This is a genomic window from Streptomyces hypolithicus, from assembly GCF_052934925.1.
Genome location: NZ_CM128811.1, coordinates 5,150,286 through 5,165,159 on the forward strand (window position 1 = coordinate 5,150,286; position 14,874 = coordinate 5,165,159).

Below are 14,874 nucleotides of genomic sequence, written 5' to 3' on the forward strand. Positions count from 1 at the left end.
GGGTGCGCCCCGCCGAACGGCCGGGTCGCGGGAGGCGACGTGCGCCGCGACGGCGTCTGACCGAGGGCGGGCGTACCGCCCAGGGAGCGGTACGGTGGTGTGCCGGGAGCGGGCCAGCAGCATCGTAGGTGGAGGTGCCGCCCTCGGCGTCGTGTGTGAACGCGGTGTGCCTCAGCCGGTGCAGCGTCCACCCGTCCGGGTCCTCGAAGTCCTCTTCGCGGGCGAGGGGGTTGGCCAGCAGTCGGGTAGAGGTCTCGAAGATCTCCTCGACCCTGGCCGCAATCTCGTAGAGCGCCTCCCCCAGCGCTTTGTGCCTGAACGTCTGCCGGTACACCCTTTCGCAGTCGAGTCCCCGCCCGGTCCACCGGGCGGGGACTCGGTGCTTTCACTCGGCGTTTTGGGGTACCGAACGCGGATTCCGGTTCGGAGAGGGCGAGAACCGGACAGGACTAGTCCTTACGCGCTGCTATTCCGATGATCGCTTGCGGTGTTCGCGAACGTGACCGGCTCAGCAGGTGCACCGCATGTAAAGAGAACGAGGGTGCGCGGAGGTTGTCGTGTGCGCGTCCTGAACTCGACCTTGTGTGCTACCAATCGGCCTCGGAATAGTGGGCCTACTCCGGGCCTCCCCCACTTTTCAGGGCTCGAACCCCCCACAGGAGGACATAACGTGAAGCACCGACGCATCCCCAAGCGGCGCGCAGTCATGGCGGGAGCCGGCATCGCGGCCGTGGTTGGAGCGGGAGTCACCTTCCAGACTGCGAACGCCAGCGACGAGACGCCTCAGTACACCGTCAAGAAGCTGTCGGCGACGGGGGCCGGAAAGCTCGCCTCCACCCTCGCCTCGGATCTCGGTGGCGACACGGCCGGGGCGTACTACGACAGCGAGTCCAGGACGCTCGTCGTCAACGTGGTGGACGAGGCGGCGGCCCAGGGCGTACGCAAGGCGGGCGGCAAGGCCAGAATCGTCGAGAACAGCCTTGCCGAGCTGGCGGCCGTACGCGGCACGCTCACCGACAAGGCCGCCCTCCCGGGCACCTCGTGGGCCACCGACCCGGTGACCAACAAGGTGGTCGTGACGGCCGACCGTACGGTCAAGGGCGGGGCGTGGACCAAGCTGGAGGACGTCGTCGGTGCGCTCGGTCAGAAGGCGGAGCTGAAGAGGTCGGCCGGGGAGTTCAAGCCGCTCATCGCGGGCGGTGGCGCCATCCTCAACGGTGGCGGCCGCTGTTCGCTCGGCTTCAACGTCGTCAAGGACGGGGCGCCGCACTTCATCACAGCGGGCCACTGCGGAAAGGCCGGCAGCAAGTGGACGGACTCCACGGGCGGCGCGCTCGGCGCGATGACCGAGTCGAAGTTCCCGGGCGGTGACTTCGCGATCGTCAAGTACGACGCGGGTGTCGAGGCCCCGAGCGAGGTCAACCTCTACAACGGCAGCAAGCAGTCGATCACCAAGGCCGGCGAGGCGACCGTCGGCATGGCGGTGACGCGCAGCGGTTCCACCACCCAGGTCAAGGAGGGCAAGGTCACCGCGCTGGACGCCACCGTGAACTACGGCAACGGCGATGTCGTGAACGGGCTCATCCAGACCACGGTCTGTGCCGAGCCCGGTGACAGCGGCGGCTCGCTCTTCGCCGGTGACACGGCGGTCGGTCTCACCTCCGGCGGCAGCGGCGACTGCACCGCGGGTGGCGAGACGTTCTTCCAGCCGGTGCCGGCTGCGCTTACCGCGCTGGGTGCGAAGATCAGCTGACCGCCTTCGGGTTCTGGCCGGGTCTTCGGCCGGCCCTGGGCCCCGCCCCGGCGCTTATCGCCGCACCGGGGCGGGGCCTTTTGCCTGCGCGCGGCGGCGCCCCGGGGGCTCCGCCCCGGACCCCCGGCCTAATCGCCGGACGGGCTGGATTGTGCCGTGGCGCCGGATTGTGCAGAGGTGCTGGATTGTGCCGCGGGCGGTTTACGTAGTGAGGCCATGATCAGGGTGACTACCACGCCTGCGATCGCCCAGATGGTGAGCACCTGGAGCGGGCCCGAGATCGCGTTCCCCTCGAAGTACGCGATCGAGCGCGCCGCCCATGTGCCCGCGCCCGGTGGCAGTGCGGGCCCGATCGTCGCCCAGAAGGGCGGCAGCAGCGGGAGCGGGAACGCGCCGCCCGCGCTCGGGTTGCCGGCGATGACGATCAGCAGGATCGCCAGGCCGATGCCGACGACGCCGAACACCGCCTGCAGCGCGAGGGTGATCGCGCCCACCGCGAACACGACGAGCGCGCCCAGTCCCCACAGGGCCATGACACTGCCCGGCAGTGCGCCCAGAACGGGCCCGATGATCACGGCTCCGAGTAGGCCGGACACCACCGAGTACAGGGCCATCGCCCCCAGACGGATCGCGGCCCTGTCGCGGTTCGCGGGTCTGGCGCCCGCGCTGATCGCGAGGATCGCCGCACACAGGTAGCCGCCCACGCACCAGCCGACCACCAGGTAGAACGAGGAGAGCCCGTCGGAGTCCTCCTGGGCGGCGGGCGCCACGTCGTCGAGCCTCAGTGAGCGCTGCTGCTGCTTCCCGGCCTCCGTGAAGATCTTCACCAGCACACTGGTCTCCGTCGCGCCCTGCCCCGTGGCGACCAGCAGGGTGTCGGTGGTGGAGCGCGGGTCGACCACCAGTGCGGCGTCGATGTCCCGGTTCAGCATCTGCTCGCGCGCGGTCCTCGCGTCGGGGAGCGCGCGCGGGTCGAGCGGCTTGCCCGGCAGTCGCTCCAGCTCGGCGACGAGGCGGCCCGAGACCTGGCCGGGGGCGACCACCGCGACCTTCACGTCCCGCGGCTTCGGGCTGTGCAGGGCGCCGACGTACGACGTGATGAACAGCAGCTGGAGTACGAGCACACCGACGACGAGCAGTGCGGCCCGTGGCGTGACTGCGGTCTTCACCTCGTCGACGAATGTCATGCCCCCACGTTCGGTGGCGGCCGGTGTTTGCGCAGGTGGGGCGCGGCTGAATGGCCGAGACCTGGGGTGTCGTACGAATGTTCGAAACTTGGTCTATGGTGGATACGGGGGAGGTGGGACAGGGACGGATTCAGGAGGTGCGATGCCCGTGTTCACGCATCTGCACACCGTTTCCGGGTTCTCCCTGCGCTACGGCGCCTCCCATCCCAAGCAGCTGGCCGAGCGCGCCGCCGCGCACGGCATGGACGCCCTCGCCCTCACCGACCGGGACACCGTCGCGGGCACGGTCCGCTTCGCCAAGGCCTGCGCCGAGGTGGGCCTCCGGCCGCTCTTCGGGGCGGAGCTGGCGCTGGGGGAGCGCACCCGTGAGGAGGCGGGCACGCAGCGCCAGCGCACGCCGGTGCGCGGCGGCGCCTTCATCGACGAGTCCGCGCCCCGCGCCACCTTCCTCGCCAGGGACGGCGCGGGCTGGGCGGACCTCTGCCGGCTGATCACCGCCGCCCACGCCGCCGGCGACCGCAACCCCGTACTGGACTGGGACCACAACCACGGCGACGGACTCACCGTGCTGCTCGGCCCCGGCTCCGACGTCGGCCGGGCGCTGGCCGCAGGCCGCCCGGACCGGGCGGCCAGGCTGCTCGCGCCCTGGCGGGAGATCTACGGCGCCGCCCTGCGCCTCGAGATCGTCCACCACGGCCGTACGGGCACGGGCCCGGGCTCGCTGCGACTGGCCGCCCGCACGCTGGGCCTCGCCGCTGAGCAGGGCGTGGCGCCCGTCCTCACCAACGCCGTCCGCTACGCCCGGCCGGGCCTCGGCCCCGTCGCCGACGTGCTCGACGCGGCCCGCAGGCTCGTACCCGTCGACCCACGGGGGCACCTCGACAGCGGCGAGCGCTCGCTCAAGAGCGCCGAGGAGATGGCGCGCAACGCCGAACTGGTCGCCGAGGCCGCCGGGTTCCGGCAGAGCGCCGCCCACCGGCTGCTGACCCTGACCGAGGAGACCGCGGCCGCCTGCCGCGTCGACCCCGAGGACGATCTCGGGCTCGGCACTGTCCACTTCCCCGAGCCGCACCTCGTCGGCGCCGGCCTGCGCACCGCGCAGCGCACGCTGGCGTCACGGGCAGCCGCCGGCATGGTGCTGCGCGGCTACGACCGCGGGCCGCGTGCCCGGGAGTACTGGCAGCGGGTGCACCACGAGCTGGACATCATCGGCCACCACGGCTTCGCCTCCTACTTCCTGACCGTGGCCGGGGTCGTCGACGACGTGAAGACCATGGGCATCCGGGTCGCCGCGCGCGGCTCCGGCGCAGGCTCCCTGGTCAACCACCTCATCGGCATCGCGCACGCCGACCCCGTCGAACACCACCTGCTGATGGAGCGCTTCCTGTCCAAGCGCCGCGCCGCGCTGCCCGACATCGACATCGATGTGGAGTCCGCCCGCCGTCTGGAGGTCTACCGCGCGATCATCGGACGCTTCGGCGTCGAGCGGGTCGCGACCGTCGCCATGCCCGAGACCTACCGGGTGCGCCATGCCGTACGGGACGTGGGCGCCGCACTGTCCATGGATCCGGCCGAGGTGGACCGTATCGCCAAGGCGTTCCCGCACATCCGGGCCCGCGACGCCCGCGCCGCGATGGAGGAACTGCCCGAACTGCGCGAGATCGCCGCCGAGCAGGGCCGGCACGGCCGGATGTGGGACCTGGTCGAAGCGCTCGACGCGCTGCCGCGCGGGATCGCCATGCACCCGTGCGGGGTGCTGCTCTCCGACGCCACGCTGCTGCACCGCACGCCCGTCATGCCCAGGAGCGGCGAGGTCCCCCATAGCCTTAAGGGCATGGGAGGTGCCCCCCTCCCCATGTCGCAGTTCGACAAGGAGGACGTGGAGGATCTCGGGCTGCTCAAACTCGACGTGCTCGGCGTACGGATGCAGTCGGCGATGGCGCACGCGGTGGCCGAGCTGAAGCGGGCGGCGGACGTGACGCTCGACCTCGACGACCCGGCGCAGGTCCCGGCCGGCGACCCGGCGACGTACGAGATGATCCGTTCGGCCGAGACGCTCGGCTGCTTCCAGATCGAGTCGCCCGGCCAGCGCGATCTGGTCGGCAGGCTCCAGCCCGCGACCTTCGGTGACCTGGTCGTCGACATCTCGCTCTTCCGGCCGGGCCCGGTCGCCGCCGACATGGTGCGGCCCTTCATCGAGGCCAGACACGGCCGCGCGCCCGCCCGGTATCCGCATCCGGACCTGGAGGAGGCGCTGCGGGAGACCTACGGCGTGGTCGTCTTCCACGAGCAGATCATCGAGATCCTGCGGATCATGACCGGCTGCGACCGGGGCGAGGCGGACCAGATGCGGCGTGGGCTGTCCGTCCCCGACAAGCAGGGGCAGATCCGCGCCTGGTTCGCGGAGCGGACGAAGCGGCGCGGGTACTCGCCCGAAGTGACCGCCCGTACCTGGGAGATCGTCGAGGCGTTCGGCAGCTACGGCTTCTGCAAGGCGCACGCGGTCGCCTTCGCCGTGCCGACGTACCAGTCCGCGTGGCTCAAGACGCACCACCCCGCGGCCTTCTACGCCGGGCTGCTCACGCACGACCCGGGGATGTACCCGAAGCGGCTGCTGCTCGCGGACGCGCGGCGGCGCGGGGTGCCGGTGCTGCCGCTGGATGTGAACCGGTCGGCGGCCGCCCATCGGATCGAACTGGTGTCTGATAATGGGGTGTGGGGGCTGCGTCTCGGGCTCGGTGACGTCCACGGCATCAGCGAGGCCGAGAGCGGGCGGATCGTCGCGGGACAGCCCTACTCCTCCCTGCTCGACCTGTGGCAGCGGGCCCGCCCCGGGCGGCCCGTCGCGGAACGGCTGGCGCAGGTGGGCGCGCTGGACGCGTTCGGCGCCAACCGCCGCGACCTGCTGCTCCACCTGTCCGAACTGCACGCGCTGCACGGCGGAGCGCGCGGCCGCTCGGCGTCCGGCAGGCAGCTCTCCCTCGGCGCCGGGCAGCAGGCCGCACCGGCCGGCCTGCCCGACCTGAGCGAGGCGGAGCGGCTCAGCGCCGAGCTGGGCATCCTCGGCATGGACACCTCCCGCCATCTGATGGCCGACCACTACGCCTTTCTCAAGGAGCTGGGCGCGCTCTCCGCGAAGCGGCTGCGGGTGGCCGAGCACGGACAGACCGTCCTGGTCGCGGGCGCCAAGGCCGCCACCCAGACGCCGCCCGTCCGCTCGGGACGGCGGGTGATCTTCACAACCCTGGACGACGGTACGGGCCTGGTCGACCTCGCCTTCTTCGACGACAGCCACGCGGCGTGCGCGCACACCGTCTTCCACTCCTGGCTGCTGCTGGTGCGCGGGGTGGTGCAGCGGCGCGGGCCGCGCAGCCTCAGCGTGGTCGGGGCGGCGGCCTGGAATCTGGCCGAGCTGGTGGAGTTGCGGCGCGCCGGCGGCCTCGACGCGGTCGCGGCGCGGCTGGCGGAGCCGGCTCCCGGCGCTGCGGACGCGGCTCCGGCGCAAGGCGACGGGGGCCGGCGCATCCATCTGCCCACCGGCTACGAGATGAACCCCTGGGCCGACCTCAAACCCGCGGGCGAAGGGGTCCCGACCGGACGCAAGCTGTGGCACTCCAGCCCGGGGAGCGCGGGATGATCCTCTACGTACGCTTCCACGCGCCCGAGGCCGCGCTGCCCGCCCTCATCGGGCTGATCGAGGACATCACCCCCACCGTCCAGGCGCTCCCGCCCGACGCCGCACTCGTCGATGTCCGGGGCGCCGAGCGGTACTTCGGGCGGGACGCGGCCGGACTCGCCGCCCTGCTGCGGGTGCGCGCCCTCGCCCACTGCGGCGCCGACTGCACGATCGGCGTGGGCGCCAGTCCCCTGCTGGCCAGGACGGCAGCGCGGGACGCGCCGCCGGGCAGGACGCTGGCCGTCCCCGGCGACCCGGAGGCCGTCGCCGCGTACCTCGGCGGCAAACCGGTCGCCTCGCTGCACGGCGTCGGGCCCGCGACGGCCCGCGCCCTGTGCTCGTACGGACTCGACAGCGTCGGCCGGGTCGCCGCCGCGCCGCTCGCCACCCTCCAGCGCATCGTCGGCGTGCGGGTGGGGCGCGAGCTCCAGGAGCGGGCGCGCGGCATCGACCGTACGCCCGTCGTCCCGAACGAGGCCTCCCGCTCGCTCGCCGCCGAACGCCGCTTCGACCGCGACGAACTGGACCCGGTCCGCCACCGGCGCGCCCTGCTCTGTCTCGCGCAGGAAGTGGGGGTCAGGCTGCGCGGCGAGGAACAGGTGTGCCGCTCGCTGGCCCTCACCGTGCGCTACGCCGACCGGTCCACCACCACCCGGACCAGGACGGTGGGGGAGCCGACGGCCCACTCGGCGGCGCTGACCGCCACGGCGTACGGGACCTACGACGCGCTCGGCCTGCAGCGGGCCAGGGTGCGCGGCATCGCGCTGCGGGCGGAGGGGCTGACTCCGGCGCAGCGGGCCGCGCGCCAGTTGATGTTCGACCCGGCGGACGACAAGGCCCGCAGGATCGAGGCGGTGGCGGACCGGGCCCGGGCGAAGTTCGGCCCTCGGGCGATCGTGCCGGGGTCACTGGCTGCTTGAGCCCGGGGCGGCGCTCGGGGCGGTTGTTGACTGCTTGTCAAATTTTGTTGACGCGTCACTTCACTCTTCGGCTACTCGCGCGTAATTTAGCGTGAGCACGTCATCTTTGTGATCCGGATCACAGGGCGCACTCTCATCGCAACTCCCCTTGAGCCGCAAGGAGATCACTCGATGCTGCCCTGGAAATCGCTCTGGAGCCCGCGCTGGAATCGCGCGCTCAGACCCGCCGCCGCCCTGCTCCTGGCGGTCGCGGCCGTCCTCGCCCCCGCCGCCACTGCGAGCGCCACCGCCGCTGCCCCCACCAGCGGCTGGAACAACTACTCATGCAAGCCGTCCGCCTCCCATCCCCGCCCCGTCGTCCTCGTCCACGGCACCTTCGGGAACTCCGTCGACAACTGGCTCGGCCTCGCCCCCTACCTGGTCAAGCGCGGATACTGCGTCTTCTCCCTCGACTACGGACAACTCCCCGACGTGCCGTTCTTCCACGGTCTCGGTCCGATCGACAAGTCCGCGCAGCAACTCGACACCTACGTCGACCGGGTGCTCGCCGCGACCGGTGCGCCCGAGGCCGACCTGGTGGGCCATTCGCAGGGCGGCATGATGCCGCGCCACTACCTCAAGTTCCTCGGCGGAGCCGACGAGGTGAACGCCCTGATCGGTATCGCGCCCGACAACCACGGCACCACGCTCCTGGGACTCACCCGGCTGCTGCCCCACTTCCCCGGTGTGGGGCACCTGCTGACCACCAAGACGCCGGCCCTGGCCGACCAGATCGCCGGCTCAGCCTTCCTCGCCAGGCTCAATGAGGGCGGCGACACCGTGCCCGGGGTGCGCTACACCGTCATCGCCACGAAGTACGACGAGGTGGTACGCCGTACCGCACACAGTTCCTGGACGGTCCCGGCGTACGGAACGTCACGCTTCAGGATCTGTGCCCGCTCGACCTCTCCGAGCATGTGGCGATCGGCGTGATCGACCGGATCGCCTTCCACGAGGTCGCCAACTCCCTCGACCCGGCCCACGCCACCCCGACGACCTGCGCGTCGGCGATCGGCTGAACATCGCCGGCCAGGCTTGAGTTTCAAGCCCGGCCGACTCAGAGCGTGCTCCCGTCCTAGGTCGTGTTTTAGAAGTCCCGTCTGTCTCGCGTGGTCCGGCACTTCCCCAAGGTCTCGGCTCCGCTCGACCAGGGGAGACCCCATCCTCGCCGCGTTGCCGAAACGCCCTAGTAGCTCGGCTACGAGACCATCCCGGCGCCTTGCGATCGCACGCCCCAGACCACGCGAGACCCGCCCTCCGGGCGGACGACGCTACTTCTAAAACACTCCCTAGCGGCGGGCGGCCCTGCGGCGGACCGAGCCGAACATCGCCGCCGCGCCCACAGCGAGCGCGGCCGCACCACCGATCGCGAGGTACCGCGTGGTGCTGGCGCCGCCCGTCTCGGCCAGGTTCTCGTCGGTGGCGGCGACCGGCTTAGTACTGCAACCGCATGTGTGGGTTTTGGCCTCGGCGTTGGTAGTGACAGCGGCGGGCTCGGGCCTGGCTGCGGCGTCGGAAGTGTGACCAGCGGAGACGGTGCTCGTTGTCGTGGCAGCGGGGCGTGATGACGACGTGCCCGATCATCCGGCGGATCTCCGGGACGCTGAGGGGTATGAGGTCTTGCTCGTCGTCTCGGCTGCCCCTTTTGTGGCTTCTGCGGCACGGGTGGCGGTCAGGTAGGCGAGGGCGGCCATCGCGAGGGTGATGTGCCGGTACCAGGCCCGGTAGAGACGAACTTGGTAGTGGTCCAGGCCGCATTCGCCCTTGGCGATCTGGAAGCATTCCTCCACCTGCCACCGTGCGCCAGCGGTTCTGACCAGGTCTTTCAGCCGGGAGGTGGCGGGGCCGTAGCAGACGTAGTAGGCGATCTCGGCGGGGTCGCTGATGCTGCGGCGGGCCAGGACCCAGTGCCCGAAGCCGTCCTGCCACTGCGGGCGGACAGCGATCCGGGCCCAGTCGTAGAACCGCTGACCGTGCGCGCCCGCTCCGGCGGAGATCCGCTTCCATCTCTGCCGGGGCACTGCGGTGATCAGGTCGCGCACCTCGGCGACCGCACCATCGGTGGTGGTCACGATGTCGTTGACCTTGGTGGCCAGTACATAGGCGACGTGCCGTTCCTCCAGCCAGGCCCGCATGTGTTTGACCTGGCCGTATGCCTCATCCGCAGTGACCCAGGCGAAGGGGACACGGGCGTCGATCACGCGTTGCAGCATCCACTTGAAATGCTCGATCTTCGTGGCGAAGGGCACCTCGTCACCGATCCCGGCCTGCCTGCACCGCTCGCGGTCATCGGTCCAGGAGGCGGGGACATACAGTTCCCGGTCGATCAGCGCCCGGCCTTTCACGGAGGCGTAGGCCAGGAACGTGCCGATCTGACAATTTTCCGTGCGGCCGGCCGTTCCGGAGTACTGCCGCTGGACACCGGCCGACTTGACGCCCTTCTTCAGGAAGCCGGTGTCGTCCCCGATCAGCACCGCGTCCTTGGCGCCGATCGTCTCGACGACGAAGTCACGCACGTCGTCACGGACGGCATTCTCGTCCCAGTCGGCGAAGTTCAGCAGCCGCTGGAAACCGTCGGGGCGACGCTGGCCAGCCTGCTCGGCCAGCGTCCACCCGTTTTTCTTCTCCAGCGGTGCGAGCAACGTACTCAGGTAGTCCAGCGCCCGCTCACGCGGCTCCGACCTGCCGAAACGGCCCGCAAAGCGAGCATGAAGATCGGCTATCCCCTCGGACCAGTTCTCGATCTGCGCGACCGTCAGCGATTCATCACACAGTCAGTCCAACGACCAAGACGGCGCCCTGTCACGCCACATGCGGTTGCAGTATTAGCGGCGTTGTTGGCCTCCGGGGCGTTCGCGGGGGCGGGCTCTTCGGCGGCGCTCGGCTTGTCGGCGGGCTGCTCGGTGCCCTGCTCTGTGCCCTGCCCAATGGGCTTGCCCGCCGGGGCCGTCGCCTCGGCGCGGGTGTTGTGGTCGCCGTCCCCGTGCCCGTTGTGCTCCACCGTGGACTTGTCGGTGCCGTCCGCGAGCTCCTGCTCGGTCGGCGCCGACGCTGCCGGGGCCGGGGCAGCGCCCGAGTCGCCCGTGCCAACGCCACCGGTGTCCTTGCCGAAGACCACGTCGGAACAGGTGTAGAACGCCTCCGGGCTGTCCGAACGCTGCCAGACGCTGTAGACGAGGTGGCGGCCCGACTTGGTGGGGATCGTGCCGTCGAAGACGTAGTCGCCGTTCTCCATCTTCGGGTCCGTCACGTCGGCGAACGGCTTCTCCTCCAGGTCGGACCACTTCAGCGGCTTCGCCGGGTCGTACCCGTCCCTGGTGATGTACAGCTCGAACGAGCCCTTGTGTGGGGCGGTGCCCTTGTAGCGGAAGGTGTGCTTGCCCGCGGCGAGCTTGCTCGACGGCCAGTCGGCGCGCGGCAGATCCAGCCCCTTGTACTTGTCGTTGCCGGCGCTGCACAGCTCGCCGTCCGGGATCAGCTGCTTGTGGTTCCCGGCGGCATTGGCGATGTTGACCGCGTTCCAGTCGTAGAACGCCTGCACACCACTGGCCGCCACCGCCGCCTTGCACGCCGCGGAGCCGGGGCTCTCCGGCCCCTCCGCGTAACAGGCCGACACCCGGGAAACCGGGTCCGTCATCGAACCGTGGGCGGCAGCCGGAGCGGCGGACAGGGCGGTCAGCGTGAGCGGCGCGATGCTGAGGGCGGCGATCGAAGCGGCCGTACGCGCTGCGTTGCGACGAGCGGTCATCGGGACGTTCTCCTAGCGGTGGGGACATGCGGGGGTACGGGGCGCGGATCGGTCCGGCGGCGCAGCCCCCCGAAGAAACAAGCGGCGCCGACGGGCCCGAACCGCCCCGACGACCAGCACGCTAGGAGCGTGGGTCAGTAACCGGCAACCCGCCTTCGGTTCGTGATCATTCGTAAGGAATGATGTCCGTATGCGTGGTGGGGATGGACTGTTTGAGGTCGAGCCGGTCGAGAAGAAGCAGCCGCAGGGTCATCCAGCGGCGGTGGACAAGCGGTTCCGGGCGTTCGACCCGCACCAGGTCCTGCTGCTGCCACCGTCGCTGGACCACTGGCTGCCCGAGGGGCACCTGGCCCGGTTCGTCGCCGACCTGGTCGACGACGTGCTGGATCTGGGGCCGGTCCTGGCCGGCTACACCGAGAAGCGCGGCTTCCCGCCCTACGATCCGCGCCTGATGGTGCGCCTGCTCATCTACGGCTACACCACCGGCATCCGGTCCTCGCGGGCGATCGAGCGCAAGTGCGTGGATGACATCGCGTTCCGGTTCCTGGCCGCCGACCAGGCGCCGGACTTCCGGTCGATCTCACGGTTCCGCCGCCGCCACCTGGACGCGCTCGCGGACCTGTTCACGCAGTCACTGCACCTGGCGCAGAAGCTGGGCATGGTCAGGATGGGCCGGGTCGCGCTGGACGGCACGAAGCTGGAGGCCAGCGCCTCCAGACACAAGGCGATGAGCTACTCCCGACTGATCGACAAGGAGGAGCGGATCGAAGCCGAGATCGCCGAACTGGAGTCCAAGGCCGCCGCGTTGCTGGCCGACGCCGAGTCCACCGACACCGCCGAGGACCGGATCTTCGGCGCCGACGGCAAGGACGTGGACCTGCCCGCCGAGCTGGACCGCCGCGAGAAGCGACTCGCCCGGCTCCAGGCCGCCCGCGCCCAGATCGAAGCCGAGGCTGCTGAGAAGGCCCGCCGCCACGCCGAGGACAAGGAACGCCGCAGGCAGGATCGCGCCGGCACCGACGACGAACAGGCCGTCACCGACGCCGGGCAGCAGGCCGCCGCGAAAGCCCGTCCCAAGCCGAAGGCGCAGGCCAACTTCACCGACCCCGACTCACGGATCATGAAGAACAGCGACGGCGCCTACATCCAGGCCTACAACGCCCAGGCCGTCGTCGACGCCGAACACCAGGTCATCACCGCCGCCGACGTGACGACCAACGCCGCGGACACGCTGAACTACACCACGATGCTCAACCAGTCCGCCCAGAACACCGGCATCCACCCCAAGCAGGCACTGGTCGACGCGGGATACTGCTCCGAGACCAACCTCCAGGCCGCGAAAGACCGCCAACTCACCTGCGGCACCGACACGTTCATGGCCACCGGCCGCCTCGCCCACGACGAACAGGTCCCGCCCGCACCACGCGGACGCATCCCGGCGAACGCCACGCTGAAGGAACGCATGGCCCGCAAACTGCGGACCAAACCCGGCAAAGCCGCCTACCGCCGCCGAAAAGCCATCGTCGAACCCGTCTTCGGCCAGATCATGACCTGCCAGAACGGCCGCCAGCTCATGCTCCGCGGCGAAGACGGCGCCCGCGGAGAGTGGCGACTGCTCGCAGCCTGCCACAACCTCCGCAAGATCTTCCGGCACACCACGGCCACCGGACTCGCCGCGGCGACCGGGTGACCGGCCCGGCCCAGGCCCTCCTCTGGACCATCCCGAGGCCCAGGAGACCCCAGCCTCGGGCCAGCCGACACCGACCGGGCGACTGTGACCGATCCCGCCGACCCGACCACCCGGCCGCCTGCTCGTTACTGACCCACGCTCCTAGCCCCAGGAAATGACGAAAACCCCTGCTGAGAGCGGGGTATGGCGATCCTTATGGTGCGTTTAAGGAGCCACTCAGCGATCGTTAAGAACGACCCTCGCGGGGCCTCAGCCGATCCACCGGAAGTGCGGTGGGTGGCGGCGGGCGCTGCCGCGTGACAGGGATCCGGACTTACGACCATGCCCTCCTGTCCGCCCCACGCCACGCGAAGGCGTTCGGAGTCGTCCCCTGATGGCTCAGTACGCCCCACCCAGCGGGCCAGGCCTCGGGGGATGGGCAGGTCCGGACGGGTGGGGCGGTGGGACGGTGGCGCGGGTCAGGCGCTGAGGAGAGCGGTGAAACCGTCGGCCCGTGCCAGGCGTTCGAGGCTGTCGAGAGCGCGGCGCGCTTCGGCTGCCGCCTCCGGGGCGCTGTCGGCCAGGCCGCTCGCCTCGAACTCGTCCTCGTCCAGGCGCAGGACGGTGGAGCCGTCCGCCGACCTCCACAGGTCGAGGTCCAGATCCTCGACCTCCACCCGGCCGTCGCGTACCACCGCGGGCCGAGCCACGTCGCAGTACCAGCCCTTCAGCGTGCCGTCGCCCGTCCTGACCTCCTTCACGGCGTACCACCGGTCCCGCCAGTAGTGCTCCGTGAACACGTCGCCGGGCTCGAACCGCACAAAGCCGAAGTCGCGTACTCCCGGCGCCGCCCACGGCGCGCGCACCACCAGGTGCGTGCCGTCGTCGGAGACCACGGACGCCGGATAGGTGATCTTCGTACGACCGGCCTTGACGAGGGCGATCTCAACCGAGCGTACGGACATGGCGTACCTCCGAGGCGCAGATCCGGTATCCGAACCACTTGTTGACGGCGAGCATCGGAGCGTTGTCAGCGTCGTTGCCCGTGTACGCGTCCGTGCAGCCGGCGGCGCGGGCCCGGTGCAGGGAGTCGGTCTTGGCGAGCTTCGCGAACCCGCGGCCCCGGTGGGCGCGCACGGTGCCGGTCATGGCGGACCAGTAGCGGGTCAGGCCGTCGGTCTGCGCGGCGGTGAACGCCGCGACCTTGCCGTCGGCCACGACGACGGTGGACAGCTCGTGGTCGAGGAGCGGGTTGTTCCACGTATGGCTGAGCCAGTCCTCGTAGTCGGTGAGGTCCGTGGCGATGTCGCTCGGTTCATCGGCGGTGGCCTCGGCGTCGGCCTCGAACAGGGGCCGCGGGTCGCCGCGGAAGTCGGCCGCGGTAAGCAGTTCGACCCCGGCGGGCAGCGGGCCGCGCGGCGGCAGGGCGCCGTTCGCCAGGTCGAGGCGCTGGAAGTGCAGGGAGCGGGTGGGTGCGTAACCGTGCTTCTCGGCGAACGCGCAGAACTCCGGCGCGTCCTGCACCCACGCGTACACGGTCGTGGCGCCGACCGCCCCCAGGTGCTCCTCAGCGGCACGCAGCAGCAGCGAACCGGCGCCGCGGCCACGGTGGTCGGGGTGAACGTGCGGCGTGACGTACGACTGGCCGGGGTCGGCGGAGTCGTAGGCGACACCCGCGAAGGCGGTCCCGACCACCTCGCCGCCCTCCTCGGCCACCAGCATGCGCAGCTTCTTGGCGGGGTGCGACGTCGTGAGCGTGAAGGTCACGGATTCCGGGGTCGTCACCATGAAGGGGACCGAGGCGCGGCGCACCCGGACCCAGGCGTCGGTGTCGGCGGGCGCGAAGTCACGAACGATCGGCGTCATACGGCGGGACGTTACG

General features: G+C 70.8%; 10 protein-coding genes and 1 pseudogene. 5 read left to right on the forward strand and 6 right to left on the reverse strand.

The genetic code is table 11. The features are described 5' to 3' along the window. Nucleotides 1–670 precede the first annotated feature (670 nt). Complete coding sequence (locus ACU6WZ_RS24235; protein WP_447030315.1) at nt 671–1,753, forward strand: S1 family peptidase; 1,083 nt, start codon at nt 671–673, stop codon at nt 1,751–1,753. Between the two features lie 128 nt (nt 1,754–1,881). On the opposite strand, the gene ACU6WZ_RS24240 is transcribed toward ACU6WZ_RS24235, so the two are convergent. Next, nucleotides 1,882–2,940 (reverse strand): ABC-2 transporter permease, encoded by a 1,059-nt coding sequence (locus tag ACU6WZ_RS24240; RefSeq protein ID WP_447030316.1) that lies wholly within the window; start codon nt 2,938–2,940, stop codon nt 1,882–1,884. Nucleotides 2,941–3,082: 142 nt separating this feature from the next. On the opposite strand from ACU6WZ_RS24240, the gene ACU6WZ_RS24245 reads away from it, so the two are divergent. The 3 genes and pseudogenes from ACU6WZ_RS24245 to ACU6WZ_RS24255 all read left to right on the forward strand — a co-directional run bounded on the left by ACU6WZ_RS24245 (nt 3,083) and on the right by ACU6WZ_RS24255 (nt 8,594). Continuing rightward, the gene (locus tag ACU6WZ_RS24245; RefSeq protein ID WP_447030317.1) at nt 3,083–6,577 is read left to right on the forward strand and encodes a DNA polymerase III subunit alpha; all 3,495 of its coding nucleotides are present in this window, start codon (nt 3,083–3,085) and stop codon (nt 6,575–6,577) included. Next, nucleotides 6,574–7,536 (forward strand): DNA polymerase Y family protein, encoded by a 963-nt coding sequence (locus tag ACU6WZ_RS24250; protein WP_447030318.1) that lies wholly within the window; start codon nt 6,574–6,576, stop codon nt 7,534–7,536. Before ACU6WZ_RS24245 ends, ACU6WZ_RS24250 begins: the two co-directional genes overlap by 4 nt. 171 nt (nt 7,537–7,707) lie before the next feature. Further along, nucleotides 7,708–8,594, forward strand: a pseudogene (locus ACU6WZ_RS24255) (esterase/lipase family protein). Nucleotides 8,595–8,864: 270 nt separating this feature from the next. On the opposite strand, the gene ACU6WZ_RS24260 reads toward ACU6WZ_RS24255, so the two are convergent. The 3 genes from ACU6WZ_RS24260 to ACU6WZ_RS24270 form a co-directional block, all read right to left on the reverse strand. Next, nucleotides 8,865–8,984, reverse strand: coding sequence for an LPXTG cell wall anchor domain-containing protein (locus ACU6WZ_RS24260; RefSeq protein WP_447034226.1), 120 nt, complete (start codon nt 8,982–8,984; stop codon nt 8,865–8,867). 171 nt (nt 8,985–9,155) lie between these two features. After that, nucleotides 9,156–10,319 carry an IS701 family transposase gene (locus ACU6WZ_RS24265; protein WP_185302568.1) on the reverse strand — a complete coding sequence of 388 codons (1,164 nt, stop codon included), beginning with the start codon at nt 10,317–10,319 and terminating at the stop codon, nt 9,156–9,158. Nucleotides 10,320–10,330: 11 nt separating this feature from the next. Then, nucleotides 10,331–11,323: a lytic polysaccharide monooxygenase auxiliary activity family 9 protein gene (locus ACU6WZ_RS24270; protein ID WP_447030319.1), complete on the reverse strand. Its 993-nt coding sequence runs from the start codon at nt 11,321–11,323 to the stop codon at nt 10,331–10,333. Between the two features lie 262 nt (nt 11,324–11,585). Here ACU6WZ_RS24270 and ACU6WZ_RS24275 point away from each other — a divergent pair, with 262 nt between their 5' ends. Then, the gene (locus ACU6WZ_RS24275) at nt 11,586–13,013 is read left to right on the forward strand and encodes an IS1182 family transposase (RefSeq protein WP_447033827.1); all 1,428 of its coding nucleotides are present in this window, start codon (nt 11,586–11,588) and stop codon (nt 13,011–13,013) included. A 458-nt stretch (nt 13,014–13,471) separates the two neighbouring features. On the opposite strand, the gene ACU6WZ_RS24280 is transcribed toward ACU6WZ_RS24275, so the two are convergent. Both ACU6WZ_RS24280 and ACU6WZ_RS24285 read right to left on the reverse strand, forming a co-directional pair. Further along, a complete protein-coding gene (locus tag ACU6WZ_RS24280; RefSeq protein WP_447030320.1) occupies nt 13,472–13,957 on the reverse strand; it encodes a ribonuclease FAU-1 family protein in 486 nt (161 codons plus the stop codon). Then, the gene (locus tag ACU6WZ_RS24285) at nt 13,938–14,858 is read right to left on the reverse strand and encodes a GNAT family N-acetyltransferase (protein WP_447030321.1); all 921 of its coding nucleotides are present in this window, start codon (nt 14,856–14,858) and stop codon (nt 13,938–13,940) included. Before ACU6WZ_RS24285 ends, ACU6WZ_RS24280 begins: the two co-directional genes overlap by 20 nt. Nucleotides 14,859–14,874: the final 16 nt, after the last annotated feature.

What these genes read in the sequence shown, in the direction of transcription:
- ACU6WZ_RS24280 (WP_447030320.1), bottom strand. Translation starts at nt 13,957, where the DNA reads ATGTCCGTACGCTCGGTTGAGATCGCCCTCGTCAAGGCCGGTCGTACG.
- ACU6WZ_RS24250 (WP_447030318.1), top strand. Translation starts at nt 6,574, where the DNA reads ATGATCCTCTACGTACGCTTCCACGCGCCCGAGGCCGCGCTGCCCGCC.
- ACU6WZ_RS24270 (WP_447030319.1), bottom strand. Translation starts at nt 11,323, where the DNA reads ATGACCGCTCGTCGCAACGCAGCGCGTACGGCCGCTTCGATCGCCGCC.
- ACU6WZ_RS24285 (WP_447030321.1), bottom strand. Translation starts at nt 14,858, where the DNA reads ATGACGCCGATCGTTCGTGACTTCGCGCCCGCCGACACCGACGCCTGG.
- ACU6WZ_RS24245 (WP_447030317.1), top strand. Translation starts at nt 3,083, where the DNA reads ATGCCCGTGTTCACGCATCTGCACACCGTTTCCGGGTTCTCCCTGCGC.
- ACU6WZ_RS24240 (WP_447030316.1), bottom strand. Translation starts at nt 2,940, where the DNA reads ATGACATTCGTCGACGAGGTGAAGACCGCAGTCACGCCACGGGCCGCA.